Raw genomic sequence first — 13,938 nt, forward strand, 5'->3', positions numbered from 1 at the left:
CTTTTAGGCGGCCTCTTTTTTGCTCTGCGGGCTCAGGTCAATTAGTAGTATATAAACCGAAGGGCTAATTACACAATCATCTTATAGCCCACCGCCCGGATATTGACGATGGAGATGCTGCTGTCCTTTTGCAGGTAACTTCGAATCCGACTGATGAAAACATCCAAGCTTCTACCAGTAAAGAAACGATCATGTGGCCATACTGCATGAATGATATCTTGGCGGTGGATTACCTTATTTTTGTTTTCGTAGAGCATTTTTATCAGTTCGCATTCCCTGAAAGAAAGGTTGACTTCAAGGCCGTCTTTATCTTTTAGCGTTTGTCGCATCGTATCCATAGCATAGGCTCCTATCTGCAAAAAGCGCTTCTGGTTTTGCCATTGATTGCGTTGTACTAATGCATTGATACGAACTTTTAATTCTTCGATACTAAAGGGCTTACGCAGGTAATCATTTGCTCCCAGCTCAAAAGCGTTCACGACGTCTGCCGTTTGCGTTCGCGCTGTCAAAAAGAGAATCGGCGTTTCCGCATCGACTTCCCGTATTTTTCTGGCAATTGCAAAGCCATCCATACCGGGTAACATCACATCTAAAATTACAACCTCCGGCTTCAGCTGGTAATACAGTGAAAGGCCATGTTCGCCATTGACACAGTGGCTCACGTCATATTGGGCCGACCGCAGGTTGTCCGCAATAATAAGCCCTAAATCTGTTTCATCTTCAATTAATAAAAGCGACATCATATGCTTAAAGGTAAATAGATAGTAAAAGTGGTGCCTTTGCCCGGCGTGCTGTTGACCTCAATCTGCCCTTTATGTTGGGTGATTACCTGTTTTACATAATGTAAACCCAAGCCAAAGCCCTTCACGCGATGTACATTACCGGTTGGCACACGGTAGAAAGGCTGAAAAATGTGCGTGATATCTGTTCGAGCGATTCCAATGCCGTTATCTACGATGCTTAATATCCATTGATCGTTTCGTGTTTTACTGATGACCTGAATATGCGCGGGCCCGTTGGTATATTTAACGGCATTCTCCAACAAGTTGTTGACGGCGTTAGTAATATGCATCTTGTCGATATACACTTTCGGCGCCCCCTCCGTTACCGACAGGGTGATCGGGTGTCGATTAATAAGCTCGTGGTTTTCAACCAATTGTTGCAATAGTTTGTTGATGTCCACCGCTTCCTGCTGTAAGTACATTCCTTTCCGTTCCCCTACCGCTAAATGTAAAATTTGATCGATGAGGTTCGTGAGGTGGGTGGCGGACCTGTGTGTCATTTGGAGATATAAGTCGGCCTTTTCCTGCTTGCTTTCCAAACTGAGCTGTTGCAAGGTTTCTGTTGCCGCCAATACCGTCGCCAAAGGCGTCTTTAACTCATGCGTCATGTTATTTACAAAGTCGTTTTTTATGTCGGCCAATTTCTTTTGCTTAAAAATGGTATATAGCAAAAAAACTAAACATCCAACGGTAAGGCCTGTCAGTAAGAGCGATGAAAGGAATGCCCAGGCCAAACGTTTGAGAATCCACCAAATGGGTGGTTTGAGATATAAGTCGACAAAAAGCTCTTTAGCGGGATCAAGCATCATCGTGGCAGCCTGTATAGGATATTCCGCCAAAATTTCCTTATCCGGCTTACTGACGGGCGATGCAAAATGAGGGCCGCGCATCGGCGGCGGTTTCAAATGCTTTTTATCCACGTGTATTGTATCTAAAAAGAATACATCGGCCAACTCGGCACCCAACTTGGCTTTGTACCGCTTTTGCAGCAATTGTAAGTCGATATGCACGAATGCGCTAGGAAATAGATGGACCGGAAATCCTCTGCTGTCAGTGCTGTCCGTTACACCGCGATGCCGAGCCGGCGCAGGAGGCGCCGTGATGGCTTGATCCCCCCTATAAAAAGGTGGCCTATTAGGCGGAAGTTCAGCGCCGTTAAAGGCATGGTAAACGTCCGGATAGACGGTCCGGAATTGTAACTCCCGTTCCTCCTGCATGCTTTCAAAGAGTGACCTTTCCGCGTAAGCAATAAAGCTCTCTTTTTCGTGCTGGTAATTGCCAACTAGCCAAAAACACTGAAACACAATCGTTACCACACTAGCTAACGCAATCAAACCCAATAAATACCGGTGTTGTCTAAACATGCATCCTGAAATAAGTGAGGCAAAATTAAGCGTAAGCCAGGCGCCACGGAACTGGCTTAACTATTTTTAACAATATGTAACAGTAATTAACACTATTCCTGCACACCTTTGCCTCAGTTAAGCAAGCAGCCATCCTATTACGATGGTTGAGCAACTTGCTGCTTGTAAATCAGATGATATAATGATAACAGAACCCAAACCAAAAAAAGTGACTTACTTTTCTTGTTGGCCTTTGCGGACGAAGCTTTTTGTACTTTCTTTAGCTGCCTTTCACATGCTAGCGTGTACAAAAGAGGGCACAATTAGTTTAAACAACACCAACGATCAGCTCGGCGCTGAAATCGCCGACAGCATCACAGTGCAGGCCGCAACGTATCAGCTGGATCCCTTGCCAGCCAACGGCCAAGGGGTGATGTTAGTCGGCAAAATGAGTGATGAAGTGACGGGGGATCTTACCGTATCCAGTTATTTTAGGATCGGCAACGCCGAAATCAGCAGCGTTTCTTTGCCAAGCGACGCACGTCTAGACTCGGTTTCATTCGCCCTCCCCTATCAAGGCTATTATTATGGTGATACCACCGCGATGCAATCTTTGACCTTGCATAGGGTAACGGAAGATATTGAGCTCATTACGGAGTCAAACGCGTGGGAGGAAGATGAACGGCCTGTCTTCGCCAGTGGCTCTACCCTGTTTACCAATAGTAGTTTTAATTATGACGCAGCGCCGCTAGGGTCGGTTAGTTTTTATCCCAAACCTACGAGTAAAGACACCGTGTTTATCAAACTGGCAGATTCATTTGGACAAGACCTTTGGGAAAAAATACAAAATAAAACAAGTCAAGTCACCAGCTCCGAAGAGTTTCTTCAATATATGAAGGGCTTTGTATTAAGGCCAACGAATGAGGCTTCCGTTCTAACGGCATTCCCTGTCGACTCCATCCTACTGAACGTCTATTATTCTTATACCAACACCACCGACGGGAAGAAGGTGCAGGAAAATATACAAATGAAAGTGACGGATAATACTTATCAGTTTAACGAAGTACAGGTGGATAGAAGCAGAAGTATCATCAGTCAATTGGCCGCAGACACCGAAGGTGAGCTACCGGCTTCAGAGACGAATCAACAGGTGGTGCTGCAGGGCCTAACTGGTTTAGTAACGAAAATTCAGTTCCCCTATCTTTACGAATTTGTAAACCGGAATGACGTCATTATTAATAAGGCTGAATTAATTGTCGAAACTCCGGCAAACTCACAGGTACTATATGCCGCGCCAACGGCGTTGAATATCATGTTGGCCAACGCATATGGTGTGCCCACCTCTTTGTTAACGGCTAGTTATGAAACAACTACACAAACGGCCTACCTCATCAATGACCTCAGCGGTGGTGTCGGCAATGGGCGTTATACCTTCAATTTAACAGAGTATGTAAGCAATTACCGAGGCGCTGACGAAGACAAGAAAAGCGCCTTGTATCTGACCATTCCGACAAGCGATTTGCTGGTAAAAGCCGATCGTCTACTAATAGGAAGCGCTGATGGCAGACCGATGATTAAACTCCGCATATTATATACTAAATACTAATAAAAAATGAAGACTAAATTTCTTAAATTAAGCATGATGTTTCTTGTGCTACTGACGGCCGTTGCTTGTAGTAAAGACCAGGAAGAAGACGATAATGAAGAATGGGTACGTGGTGTAGACTTTGACGGGCTTCCCAGAAGCGGTGCGGCAAGTTTTACCATTAACGATGATGTGTACATTACCACGGGCTATGGAACGAGTAGTACACGGTTCGTTGATACCTGGGGTTATGACGTGGCGACTGCAACGTGGAGTAGTAAAGCCAGCTTTCCGGGCGAAGCACGTAATAACGCCGTTGCCTTTGCAATTAATGGGAAGGGCTATGTAGGACTAGGAACCAACGGAACGAAAATGTATGATGATTTCTATGAGTACGACCCACAACAAGACACATGGACCCAAATTGCATCTTTTCCAGGTATAGCGCGTTATGGCGCGGTAAGCTTTGTGGTTAATAATACGCCTTATGTGGGTTGCGGACAAGATGTGGATGCTCAGGACTACAACGACTTTTATACCTATTCGCCCAGCAATAATACGTGGACAAAAGTAAATAGTACGCCCGAAAAAAGGAGTTTTGCCTTTAGTTTTGTGATCAATAACGTCGCTTACCTTGGTGGCGGTACTAATAATAACGCCTATGTGTCTAGTTTTTACGCCTTTGATGGCCAAAATTGGACAACCAAAGAACCACTTAGTGGTAGAACGGACGACTATACTTACGATTTACGTCGGAGGTTTCCAGCTGTTTTTGTAATTGGTAACTATGGCTTTATCTCTGGAGGTACCAACAGCTCTATATTAAGTTCGACATGGAGGTACGACCCTTCTGTTGATTATTGGGTTGAACATGACGACTTCACCATAAACGGGGCCTCTTCCAGACAACAAGCGGTGGCCTTTTCGTTCAACGGTGTAGGTTATGTTGTCGGCGGAAGAAGCGGAAGTACACCCTTTGACGATATCTGGCAATTTACGCCTGATTTAGGAAAACACCCAAATTAATTCATGTAGCTTGTTAGCTTAAGGCAATAAACCGAAAATTTTTGCGGCCCTTCCTGTATGTGGAGGGCCGCAAAAATTTTCGGTTTCGCATAAAAAGAAGGCCTTATTCCAGTTCAGCTGATTTAGCCCAAAGGTTAACAGCGCCGTCTTGAGCAAATCGATCAATTTGTTGAAGTTCTTCCTCTGTAAAATGCAAGTTATCGATTGCGCCAACGCAATCCACTACCTGTTCCGGCTTGCTCGCACCTATTAAAGCCGATGTCACCTCCTTTTTCCTTAGCACCCAAGCGATCGCCATTTGCGCCAATGTCTGTCCGCGTGCCGCAGCAATATCATTGAGTGATTTAATATTAGCCAAATTCTGTTCACTTAAGAAATCCGGATTCAACGATTTATGCTGGCTGGCCCGACTATCTTCGGGTATCGCCTGTAAGTATTTGGTGGTGAGCATTCCCTGCGCCAAAGGCGAAAAGACAATGGATCCCATGCCGGTATCATCCAAGGCCTGAAGTAATCCGTCTCCTTCAATCCATCGGTTCAGGAGCGAATAGCTTGGTTGGTGGATAAGGCATGGCGTGCCGAGTTCGCGTAATATGGCAGCCGCTTCACGCGTTCTTTGGGCATTATAAGACGAAATCCCTGCATAAAGGGCCCTGCCCGAACGTACAATATGGTCGAGTGCCATCATGGTTTCCTCTAACGGTGTGTTCGGGTCAAAGCGATGTGAATAGAAAATATCAACGTATTCCAAGCCCATGCGCTTTAGGCTTTGATCGCAACTCGCAATCAAATACTTTCGGCTGCCCCATTCCCCATAAGGGCCGGGCCACATATCGTAACCCGCTTTGGAAGAAATAATCAATTCATCGCGTAGCCCGGTAAAATCTTCCCTTAAAATCCTTCCAAAAGCGAGTTCAGCGCTTCCGGGAGGAGGTCCGTAATTATTAGCAAGGTCAAAGTGCGTAATGCCGAGATCGAAGGCGGTTTGACAAATGGCTCTTTTCGTCTTATGTGGAGTGTCGTCACCGAAATTATGCCATAAACCTAAGGATATAGCGGGCAGTTTAAGACCACTCCGTCCACAGCTGTTATAGATCATCCGATCATATCGATCGGGATTAGGAGTCCAATTCATAAGGCTAATATATTAAGTATAGTACAGGTGCTAAAGATATAATTTGTCTGATAAAATAGCGCGCGAACGGCCGCTCATAATAAAATTAGCATACGCTATACTGTTCGGTATTTTGCTATAATGAATCCCGTTCAGCGGAAACCAACTGTTTTCTTTTTTCTTGCTCTTGCACTATTTTTTCCAGATGCGGTTTAAATTCTTTGACGAGTTCTTCCTCCGTTATTTTGTTTGCATCCGGATCTTCGAGCAATTTCAACCAAGGTTTTGGTGCCTCGTAATCATATGCGCCGAAAACGATTACCGGGGTGCCGTTGGCCAAAACATGCTGATCTTTTTCTACAATCCATTGTTCAGCCCAGTCATAGAGCCATCTGGCATCCTGTTCCAATAGGCGTAAGCAGGAATGAGACGCAGGATAGCCTGGCATGGTATATTGATGCCAACCGATACCTTCCTTATTCCTGATATTGAAATTCCACCGAAGGAGCCACTCATCGTCGGCGGTGCTTACATGTTCCTCCGCCTTCCAGTTCGCAAAAGAAAGTCCGGTTTTCGTGGGGTGAGCTTTACTGCCCATGCTGCTGGGTCCCCATCGTACCAGTTGACCATGTTCATAAGCAGCGAATGCCTGAATGGGATACGCAAAAAACACCATTTTATCCACAGGTCTGAGGTCTTTTAGCTTTAATGGAAAAGGTGTATAACTGTTGACATCTGTCCATACCGAGTCAGGAACGACCAGCGAATCTACGCGGCTGAAATTATCGAAATCAATGCGGTTTAAGGCTAAAATGACATGTTGTTGTTGAGCAGTGTATCGTTTCTTAAAACTTCTCAGTGCGGTATCATTGCCCTTTACTGCAAAACTTTTATACTTACCGGAATAGAGATCGATCTCGGGTACTTTATGTTCGGGTTTATTGGTTTCGGCTTGGTGGTTTGGCTTCCTATCTTCGTTGCACGCAAATAGTAATACGCAAAATGAGGATACAAAGATCCAATGAAAAAGCGTTCTTATCATAGTTGTTGTACTTTGTTTAAAAGAATAACAGCGTGCTTACGAAATTGTGTGAAGTGTTTTTAGGCAAAATTAGCTAAGTTTGGGTATGATTTCCGAAAGTACATATCTCGCCGCCAAAATGATTTCTGGAACATTGGAGCAGTATTTTGCCGAACAAGTGGCGGGTCAGATAAACGTGACGGGGAACGCCTATTTCCCAAAGGCTAATATTATCGAGTCGATTATTGATTCCGCTTTTTGGGCAAGCTTACGGCGTGAGGAGGGCTACTCGCCCAAAATTTCGATTGCTTTGATGGCGCCCGGCACCGTATCGCATCCTATACGTTTTGCGAACCCGGTACGTTTTACGCCTTACAACTTAGTGAAACTATCTCCTGCGGTTATTCAACCTAGCATTCACTTAGGCGTTTGGTATGAAGGAAATAACCTCATGATCTGGGGGACCACGCATGATATTCCGGATTGGTGCTTGGTGTTGGAAGTGATTGAGCCAGGCTTATTGGTTGTAAAACATAAAAGACACGGGGGCTATGGCAAGTTTGTCAATATTGCTGTACTGAAAGGCGATCAGATTAAAATGATTGACGAGCGCAATTTGGAGCTGACAGGGTATCCCCAACTGCTGGCCTCTCTTTTAGGCATGCCTTCGCGTACTGTTATCGATCATACAGTCAACATGCTGGTGGAGCTTGCGGTTGCCATGCGTAGACACGCGCGGGGGGGACTGTTACTGCTAGTTCCATCCAATCAGGACGTATGGAAGGAGTCCATCGTACAACCTATTGGGTACTCTATTAATCCGGTATACCGTGTGCTGGCTGATTTAGTAGCAAAAAATCAGGAAGATACCTTACGGGAAGATATTTTGAAAAGCATCGATGTGATAGGCGGATTTACCGCAATAGACGGGGCTACTATCCTTAATACCAACTACGAATTATTGGCTTTTGGCGCTAAAGTGGCACGCAGGGCTAGCCATGCGCCCGTACCGAAGGTATTGATCACAGAGCCGGTAGTAGGACAGGAAGCGGAGCTAGTTGATCCGGTAAAAATCGGCGGGACACGCCATTTGGCTGCTGCGCAGTTTGTGCACGACCAAAAGGAAGCAACCGCTTTAGTAGCCTCGCAAGACGGATTGTTTACCGTTTTTAGCTGGTCCGAGTCCCTACAAATGGTTCAAGCGCATCGCATTGATGCCTTACTGTTGTAGGTGTTAAGTTATAGGTTGTACGTATTAAGTTTTATGTTTATTCCCCGCTCAATTAGTTAAGCGTTCTGCGTCACCCTAAACTTGCTTTCAGCTTTTCTAGCAAGTCGTTAGTTTGCGTAGCTTTAACCTTCATCTTACGTACTTTTGGCCGTTTACCTTTCGCTCGCTCTTTAATGATTTTTAGCAATTCATTTGTGTATTCGTCTTTATATGCAGACACATCAAAGGAACTACTATGTCGATTTACGAGCTCCAAAGCCATATCAATTTCCGCTTTGGTGAGTTTGATGTTGTCAGGTATGTTCAATTCTTCGGGCGATCGAATTTCCTGTTCGAAGCGAAGCTTGTTCAGAATAAGTAAGTTACCCTTCGCGCGGATCATGCAAAGGTTCTCTCCTGCACGCATGACGAAAGTAGCCAAGCCTACCATACCTGCTTTTTCTAATGCTTTTACTAATAAATGATACGCTTTTTGTCCACCCTTTTGTGGTTCTATGTAATAGGGTGCTTCAAAATACATGCTGTCCACCTCTTTTTCTTTTACGAATGACTGGATATTGATCATCTTGTTTTTTTCGGGACTGGCCTCTTCAAAGTCGGTATCTTCCAATATCACGTAATTGTCGTTCAACATATATCCCTTTACAATATTGTCCCAAGGAACCTCTTTGCCCGTATTTTCGTTAACCCGCTGGTAGCGGACTCGCGAATGGTCCTTACGATCCAACATGTCAAAGTCCAAGCGACTTTGTTCCGTTGCACTAAATAATTTAACCGGTATATTAACCAGTCCGAAACCGATAGCGCCCGTCCAAATAGCTCTCATATGCTCGTTTATTACAATCTTATTACACGGGAATAACAGCCGAAATTGTGTTAAGTTTGTTAGTAATAAAGCTTTTAAAATTGTATCCAAAATCTTATATTCGGGCCAATATTTTTGAGGTATGTCAGAAAAAACGCATTTAGGTCTCGTTTGGTTCAGTTTTTGTTTAGTGCGTTTTGATTTTATGACAAAATTTTTTGTATAAAAGAATTAAGGAAGAATTATGTATTGGACATTAGAATTGGCTTCGCATCTAGAAGATGCACCATGGCCAGCAACAAAGGATGAATTAATTGATTACGCTATTCGTTCCGGTGCACCAGAAGGCGTGTTGGAGAATCTGAATGAGATGGAAGACGATGGTGAGGCCTACGAAAGTATCGAGGAGGTATGGCCTGATTATCCTACTAAAGACGATTTCCTTTTCAATGAAGATGAATACTAAGGTTTTATAAGGCGCCGAATTCAACAATGATCTCGGCGCCTCTTATTTTTTCGGCCATTCTGTCAGTGTCAATCACATGAACCTTGTGCCAACCTAACATAGTAATTTCTGCAAACTGATTTATTGAATATATAGGAACGACGCCTTGTTAAGGCCTTGAACTAAACCAATGCACCCTTTGAGGGTAGTCGCTGGCATGGTGCATAATCAGTTGCATCATGTAATCGTTGGCCGGGTAGCGCGTTAAGGTGCCTTTGGCCTCCTTCAAGGTGATATTGCTTTCGTAGGCAATATATCCCATGCCATACAACTTTCCTTTCTCTACCCAAATACAACTTTGTTCATCATCCGATCTGCCTTTATCAACAAGAGCGAAGGAAGGGAGCTCCTGTTCCAGATTAGCCAGGGCCGCTCCCACCCGTTTGTTATAAGTATCCTTATCCTCTTCGCCTACACAGGCTCCCGAGCAATTGTCATTTGTATAGTATAAGCAAGCCCCTTTCACCCTTTGTATCGCACACAGCTTGGGGCACAGTCGATGTTCACGGATCAATTTGTTTAGATGGAGATGAGCTTCACTCAAATTTCCGAAGCTGCACACAGCCGCTTGGAACCGTTGATGCTTATTGATAGCCAAACGGATATAACCTTTTTGATCTTCGTAAGTATATAGTCCGTATTTAGGTTCAAAACGTTTGAGGGCGCGGTTATTTTCTGGCCACAACCTTTTGATTTCTATAGCTTCCAATAATAAAGCCATTAATTCCGTTCCGCAAGCAGTAAAATCAATACTATAAATGCTCCGCATAAAGTTTTGACGCTGTGGATTGGGATTCTGACCTGAAAAATGCGCCGCGACTCGCTTTTTAATGTGTTTCGCTTTGCCGACATAGATAACTTTTCCCTTTTGATCTTTAAAGTAATAAACTCCAGGTATAGCCGGTAGCTGCTCAAAGTTCTCTTTTGGTAAGTTTGGCGGTAAAGTCTGCTCCTTTGATGTCTTTCGAAGCATTGTTTGCACCACCTCACTTCCCTTTTCAAGCAACATAGAAAATAAAGTGGAAGTAGCATGCGCATCCCCGCCCGCGCGGTGCCTGTTCTCTATCACTATGTTTAGTTGCTGACAAAGTTTGCCCAAGCTGTAAGAAGGGAATCCAGGCAGAATTTTACGACTCAATCTGACAGTGCATAGCTTAGGCGCATTCCAAGTATAGCCGCAAATGGCTAAGTGATGTTTAATAAACGAATAATCAAAATTGACATTATGCGCAACAAATATACGGTCCTCCAGTAATTGGTAAATTGTAGGAGCGATCTCTTCAAAAGTGGGTGCGCTTTCTACCATTTCGTTGCTGATGCCCGTTAAAGCAGTGATGTGGACAGGAATATGCGCTTTGGGGTTCACCAAAGTCTCATAGACCGGGTGAATCTGCACGCCGTCATGCAGCCAAATTGCAATTTCAGTAATTGCGTTTCCGGCCGCATGGCCACCTGTAGTCTCGATATCAACAATTGCATACTCCATTATAACAAAGGTACTAAAAAAGTTAGCATGTAGTGAAGCAAAAATTGGCTAATAAGGAGCGGAAAAGGACTAAAAAGAAATTTTATAGGACGGTTAGTGCTAGTTTTTGAGCTTAATATGTTGACATAATTCTTCGAACATGTCTCCGGGCTTAACGCCGATAGCCAATGCGATCAAGTAGAGTTCTTCGACGCGCACATGTGATTTAGGGTTTATGGAAAGCTGACTAAGTCGGTATGTACTCAACCCCGTTTTTCTGGACACCTCTGCCTTATTAATCGACCGCTTCGCTAAATATAAACCCAGTTCTGTCAAGTTTGATGTTCTCCTTTGGCCATAAAATTAATTCAAGAACGGATAGCTAGTTTATTTATTTGCAAATGGTTGCTTTTTGTCTATTTTTGTAGAGAAAAAGCAAATGTTCACATGTCGATCTACCAGCTTAGCCGACGTACACCGGTAATTGTGAGCTGTGACGGATTGTGACGGAGATGAATGGAACCTTTGTTTCGTGAAAATTGATTGCTAAAGGGCCTGCGGCTGCCCTAGGTACTACCTTCATGCGAAGCCGACCGTTGACCAAAACTGAACATATGGAATTACATCAGAAACTAAGATTCTTGCGTTATGCCAACGACTACAGCAGCGCTTATGTGGCGTATAAACTAAACATCACAAAAAAAGAATACGAACAATTGGAGTCGGGAGAAAAGACGCTGTCTATTCGCCAAGCCAAACAGATCGGTGCGCTTTATGCCATGAATGCTGAAGATTTAGCGGGAATGCATTTGGAACTGGATCAGGACGTTGCTTGGCAAGGTCTTATGACCAAAGATACAGAGCTTTCCGACGAAGGAATCTCACCCGTTATCGAGCAGCTTAAGGACGAATTGAACAGCATTAAAGGACTGCTTCAAATTTTAGTCGATAAACTCGTGGAAGAAGATAAATGACCCGAAAGTTTGCAGCCTATGCATACCGCTACTTCAAAACTTCCTTAGCTATCTTGCTATCTCCGTCAATTGCATGTTTGTAAGGTAGCTTCAATATCTTGGCCAATAGCGCGTAGATATGTATGTTTTCAAAGGCGCCTATTTTGATTCCCTCTTTAAACGCCGGGCCCCAAGCGATAAAAGTGGCTTGCATCTCGGGCGTTTCATAAGGATCGAAGCCGTGTGCGCCGGGGTTTGGCTTTCTAGTTGAAAAATAGTAGGGAGCATTTGCAAACAACAGGATGTCTCCTATTCGATTATATTTGTCGTCTTTTTTTCCATAGTGGTACTTGGCAGGCACCTCATCGCATAGATAAGCTTTGAATTTGTCTGATTTCGGAATCGATTCGTAAATGGATCTCGTCTTCTTTTTGTCCTTTACGTGTATGTTGACAAGCGTTCCATTAGACACGACGGTCATCTCAGCGGTGTCGACGGGAAAAGGCAATGAAAGCGGCTCATTTCGATTAATGGTTTTCATGCCGTGATCGGAAACGAAAATGAAGTTTACCGGAAGTCCGGTCTGCTGTACGGCCAGGTTAAGCGCATTGATGGCAGAATCTACAAAATGTACCGCTTTTTCTGTTTCGGGTGCATCGGGTCCATAAAGATGGCCGGCGTGATCGACCTCTGGGAGATAGAAGTTAATCAGATGTGGCCGTTTGTCCGCAGGCAAGGACAGCCAATTTACGACAGTTTGTATGCGCCTTTCAATCGGAATCTTTTCGTTGTACGCGTAATAATACGAAGGAAGCATTCCTCCTATGGGCGCTTCCGAACCTGGCCAATAAAAGGAGGCACTTAACAAACGCTGCTGTTCAGCAAGCGTCCAGATTGGAATGCCTCCGTACCATACTGGATTTTTTACCGCTTTCGCGTTCGACATACTATATCGTTCGTTCAGCTTCGGGTCATATATGTTGTTTCCAACCAAACCATGATGTGCCGGATACATGCCCGTTACAAGGGTATAATGATTGGGGAACGTAATAGAAGGAAAAGAAGGGATTAAGGCATCGGCGCTTACTCCTTTTGACGCCAGCGTTTGCAGGTTTTCCGCTCGATATTTTTCGGCATAATCATACCGAAAGCCGTCTGCAGATATCAATATAACGTAGGGTTTATTCTGTTGTTTTGGCGCGTTCTGACGGTTCGGAACGACCTTTTGTGTGGTATCCTGAGCTTGTGCAGGTAAAGCCAAAAGTACAGCTAACGCGATAGAAAGCAAAGAAGAAAAAACTCGTGTTATCATGCTGCGATATTAGGGATTTTACTTGACTTTAATGTAAGGTATAGGTTATTTTAGTTTTCATTGTTGACTGTTAGTTATTCGTCGGTGACCTTGTTGTAGTTTGCTTTTTGTCGGCAATTTTCCATGTAGCTATTTTAGGTTTCGTCACGTTCTATAATAACTATATAAACGCTTTATTATGGAAAGAAAGATTTACCTTTTTGGCTTTTTGGTGTCCTTCCTTTGCTTCGCTTGTACAAAGAGCGATATGGAATATGAAAATGACTACGAGAAAAGTTACAAAGCTTGGAGGAGTTTTAAAAAATCGAGTAATAACTCCTATCGATATGTGGTAAGTGGAGCGACATGGGCAGGTGCTGCTTGGGAAACGGCTATCACCGTAAGCCGTGGAGAAGTGACTGGACGAAATTTTAGCTATACGGTATTTGGTGATATTCCAATGCCTGCAGTCGGTTGGAGTTTAGAAACTGCTCAATCAATACTTGATAGTTTATCGAAGAGATATCAAGGAGATATCGGGCATTTACCTAGTGCAGATAGCCTTTTGAAAGTATTAACATGGAGGGAGCAGAAGCCTTACTTGAACGACCCGAAACATCGTGGTGGTGCTCCGATTTGGACACTTGATCAAGTATATGAAGAAGCAAAGAATAACTGGTTAAAAAAACGCGATAACGCAGATACATTTTTTAAAGTAGATAATAAAGGGATGATCTCCTCCTGTGGTTACTGGGAACATGGCTGTATGGACGACTGTTTTAGAGGGATAAGTATTAAAAAAATTGAAGCCCTGTAA

14 protein-coding genes are annotated in these 13,938 nt (G+C 43.9%); 6 read left to right on the plus strand and 8 right to left on the minus strand.

Annotation, left to right across the window (positions count from 1 at the left end; genetic code table 11):
- Window positions 1-68 precede the first annotated feature (68 nt).
- A complete protein-coding gene (locus EPX21_RS03150) occupies window positions 69-743 on the minus strand; it encodes a response regulator transcription factor (protein ID WP_134088231.1) in 675 nt (224 codons plus the stop codon).
- Window positions 740-2,146 carry a cell wall metabolism sensor histidine kinase WalK gene (locus EPX21_RS03155; RefSeq protein WP_134088232.1) on the minus strand — a complete coding sequence of 469 codons (1,407 nt, stop codon included), beginning with the start codon at window positions 2,144-2,146 and terminating at the stop codon, window positions 740-742. Before EPX21_RS03155 ends, EPX21_RS03150 begins: the two co-directional genes overlap by 4 nt.
- A gap of 274 nt (window positions 2,147-2,420) precedes the next feature.
- Between EPX21_RS03155 and EPX21_RS03160 the strand changes: the two genes are divergently transcribed.
- Complete coding sequence (locus tag EPX21_RS03160) at window positions 2,421-3,731, plus strand: DUF4270 family protein (RefSeq protein ID WP_166670668.1); 1,311 nt, start codon at window positions 2,421-2,423, stop codon at window positions 3,729-3,731.
- A gap of 6 nt (window positions 3,732-3,737) precedes the next feature.
- Window positions 3,738-4,736 (plus strand): kelch repeat-containing protein, encoded by a 999-nt coding sequence (locus EPX21_RS03165; protein ID WP_134088234.1) that lies wholly within the window; start codon window positions 3,738-3,740, stop codon window positions 4,734-4,736.
- Between the two features lie 103 nt (window positions 4,737-4,839).
- Here the strand turns inward: EPX21_RS03165 and mgrA are convergent, their stop codons facing one another.
- Together mgrA and EPX21_RS03175 are read right to left on the minus strand one after the other, a co-directional pair.
- Window positions 4,840-5,871 (minus strand): L-glyceraldehyde 3-phosphate reductase, encoded by a 1,032-nt coding sequence (gene mgrA, locus EPX21_RS03170; RefSeq protein WP_134088235.1) that lies wholly within the window; start codon window positions 5,869-5,871, stop codon window positions 4,840-4,842.
- Window positions 5,872-5,986: 115 nt separating this feature from the next.
- Window positions 5,987-6,892: a L,D-transpeptidase gene (locus EPX21_RS03175; protein ID WP_134088236.1), complete on the minus strand. Its 906-nt coding sequence runs from the start codon at window positions 6,890-6,892 to the stop codon at window positions 5,987-5,989.
- Window positions 6,893-6,977: 85 nt separating this feature from the next.
- Here EPX21_RS03175 and EPX21_RS03180 point away from each other — a divergent pair, with 85 nt between their 5' ends.
- On the plus strand, window positions 6,978-8,102 hold the full coding sequence (locus EPX21_RS03180) for a putative sensor domain DACNV-containing protein (RefSeq protein WP_134088237.1): 1,125 nt from the start codon (window positions 6,978-6,980) through the stop codon (window positions 8,100-8,102).
- A 70-nt stretch (window positions 8,103-8,172) separates the two neighbouring features.
- Here the strand turns inward: EPX21_RS03180 and EPX21_RS03185 are convergent, their stop codons facing one another.
- Window positions 8,173-8,928, minus strand: a complete 756-nt coding sequence (locus EPX21_RS03185; protein ID WP_134088238.1) for a Ku protein — start codon at window positions 8,926-8,928, stop codon at window positions 8,173-8,175.
- A 223-nt stretch (window positions 8,929-9,151) separates the two neighbouring features.
- On the opposite strand from EPX21_RS03185, the gene EPX21_RS03190 reads away from it, so the two are divergent.
- The gene (locus tag EPX21_RS03190; RefSeq protein ID WP_013666684.1) at window positions 9,152-9,373 is read left to right on the plus strand and encodes a DUF2795 domain-containing protein; all 222 of its coding nucleotides are present in this window, start codon (window positions 9,152-9,154) and stop codon (window positions 9,371-9,373) included.
- 148 nt (window positions 9,374-9,521) lie between these two features.
- Here the strand turns inward: EPX21_RS03190 and EPX21_RS03195 are convergent, their stop codons facing one another.
- The gene (locus EPX21_RS03195) at window positions 9,522-10,898 is read right to left on the minus strand and encodes an exonuclease domain-containing protein (protein WP_134088239.1); all 1,377 of its coding nucleotides are present in this window, start codon (window positions 10,896-10,898) and stop codon (window positions 9,522-9,524) included.
- A gap of 99 nt (window positions 10,899-10,997) precedes the next feature.
- On the minus strand, window positions 10,998-11,213 hold the full coding sequence (locus EPX21_RS03200; protein ID WP_134088240.1) for a helix-turn-helix transcriptional regulator: 216 nt from the start codon (window positions 11,211-11,213) through the stop codon (window positions 10,998-11,000).
- Between the two features lie 278 nt (window positions 11,214-11,491).
- Here EPX21_RS03200 and EPX21_RS03205 point away from each other — a divergent pair, with 278 nt between their 5' ends.
- Window positions 11,492-11,851 (plus strand): hypothetical protein, encoded by a 360-nt coding sequence (locus EPX21_RS03205; RefSeq protein ID WP_134088241.1) that lies wholly within the window; start codon window positions 11,492-11,494, stop codon window positions 11,849-11,851.
- Window positions 11,852-11,879: 28 nt separating this feature from the next.
- Here the strand turns inward: EPX21_RS03205 and EPX21_RS03210 are convergent, their stop codons facing one another.
- Window positions 11,880-13,142: an ectonucleotide pyrophosphatase/phosphodiesterase gene (locus tag EPX21_RS03210; protein WP_206105988.1), complete on the minus strand. Its 1,263-nt coding sequence runs from the start codon at window positions 13,140-13,142 to the stop codon at window positions 11,880-11,882.
- Window positions 13,143-13,320: 178 nt separating this feature from the next.
- Between EPX21_RS03210 and EPX21_RS03215 the strand changes: the two genes are divergently transcribed.
- Window positions 13,321-13,938 (plus strand): hypothetical protein, encoded by a 618-nt coding sequence (locus EPX21_RS03215; protein WP_134088242.1) that lies wholly within the window; start codon window positions 13,321-13,323, stop codon window positions 13,936-13,938.

It is taken from the genome of Olivibacter sp. XZL3 (genome assembly GCF_004368405.1).
Taxonomy (GTDB): domain Bacteria; phylum Bacteroidota; class Bacteroidia; order Sphingobacteriales; family Sphingobacteriaceae; genus Olivibacter.

Bases quoted from the DNA above. Each gene is read 5' to 3' on its own strand.
- EPX21_RS03150 (WP_134088231.1), bottom strand. From the start codon at position 743: ATGATGTCGCTTTTATTAATTGAAGATGAAACAGATTTAGGGCTTATT.
- EPX21_RS03155 (WP_134088232.1), bottom strand. From the start codon at position 2,146: ATGTTTAGACAACACCGGTATTTATTGGGTTTGATTGCGTTAGCTAGT.
- EPX21_RS03160 (WP_166670668.1), top strand. From the start codon at position 2,421: ATGCTAGCGTGTACAAAAGAGGGCACAATTAGTTTAAACAACACCAAC.
- EPX21_RS03165 (WP_134088234.1), top strand. From the start codon at position 3,738: ATGAAGACTAAATTTCTTAAATTAAGCATGATGTTTCTTGTGCTACTG.
- mgrA (WP_134088235.1), bottom strand. From the start codon at position 5,871: ATGAATTGGACTCCTAATCCCGATCGATATGATCGGATGATCTATAAC.
- EPX21_RS03175 (WP_134088236.1), bottom strand. From the start codon at position 6,892: ATGATAAGAACGCTTTTTCATTGGATCTTTGTATCCTCATTTTGCGTA.
- EPX21_RS03180 (WP_134088237.1), top strand. From the start codon at position 6,978: ATGATTTCCGAAAGTACATATCTCGCCGCCAAAATGATTTCTGGAACA.
- EPX21_RS03185 (WP_134088238.1), bottom strand. From the start codon at position 8,928: ATGAGAGCTATTTGGACGGGCGCTATCGGTTTCGGACTGGTTAATATA.
- EPX21_RS03190 (WP_013666684.1), top strand. From the start codon at position 9,152: ATGTATTGGACATTAGAATTGGCTTCGCATCTAGAAGATGCACCATGG.
- EPX21_RS03195 (WP_134088239.1), bottom strand. From the start codon at position 10,898: ATGGAGTATGCAATTGTTGATATCGAGACTACAGGTGGCCATGCGGCC.
- EPX21_RS03205 (WP_134088241.1), top strand. From the start codon at position 11,492: ATGGAATTACATCAGAAACTAAGATTCTTGCGTTATGCCAACGACTAC.
- EPX21_RS03210 (WP_206105988.1), bottom strand. From the start codon at position 13,142: ATGATAACACGAGTTTTTTCTTCTTTGCTTTCTATCGCGTTAGCTGTA.
- EPX21_RS03215 (WP_134088242.1), top strand. From the start codon at position 13,321: ATGGAAAGAAAGATTTACCTTTTTGGCTTTTTGGTGTCCTTCCTTTGC.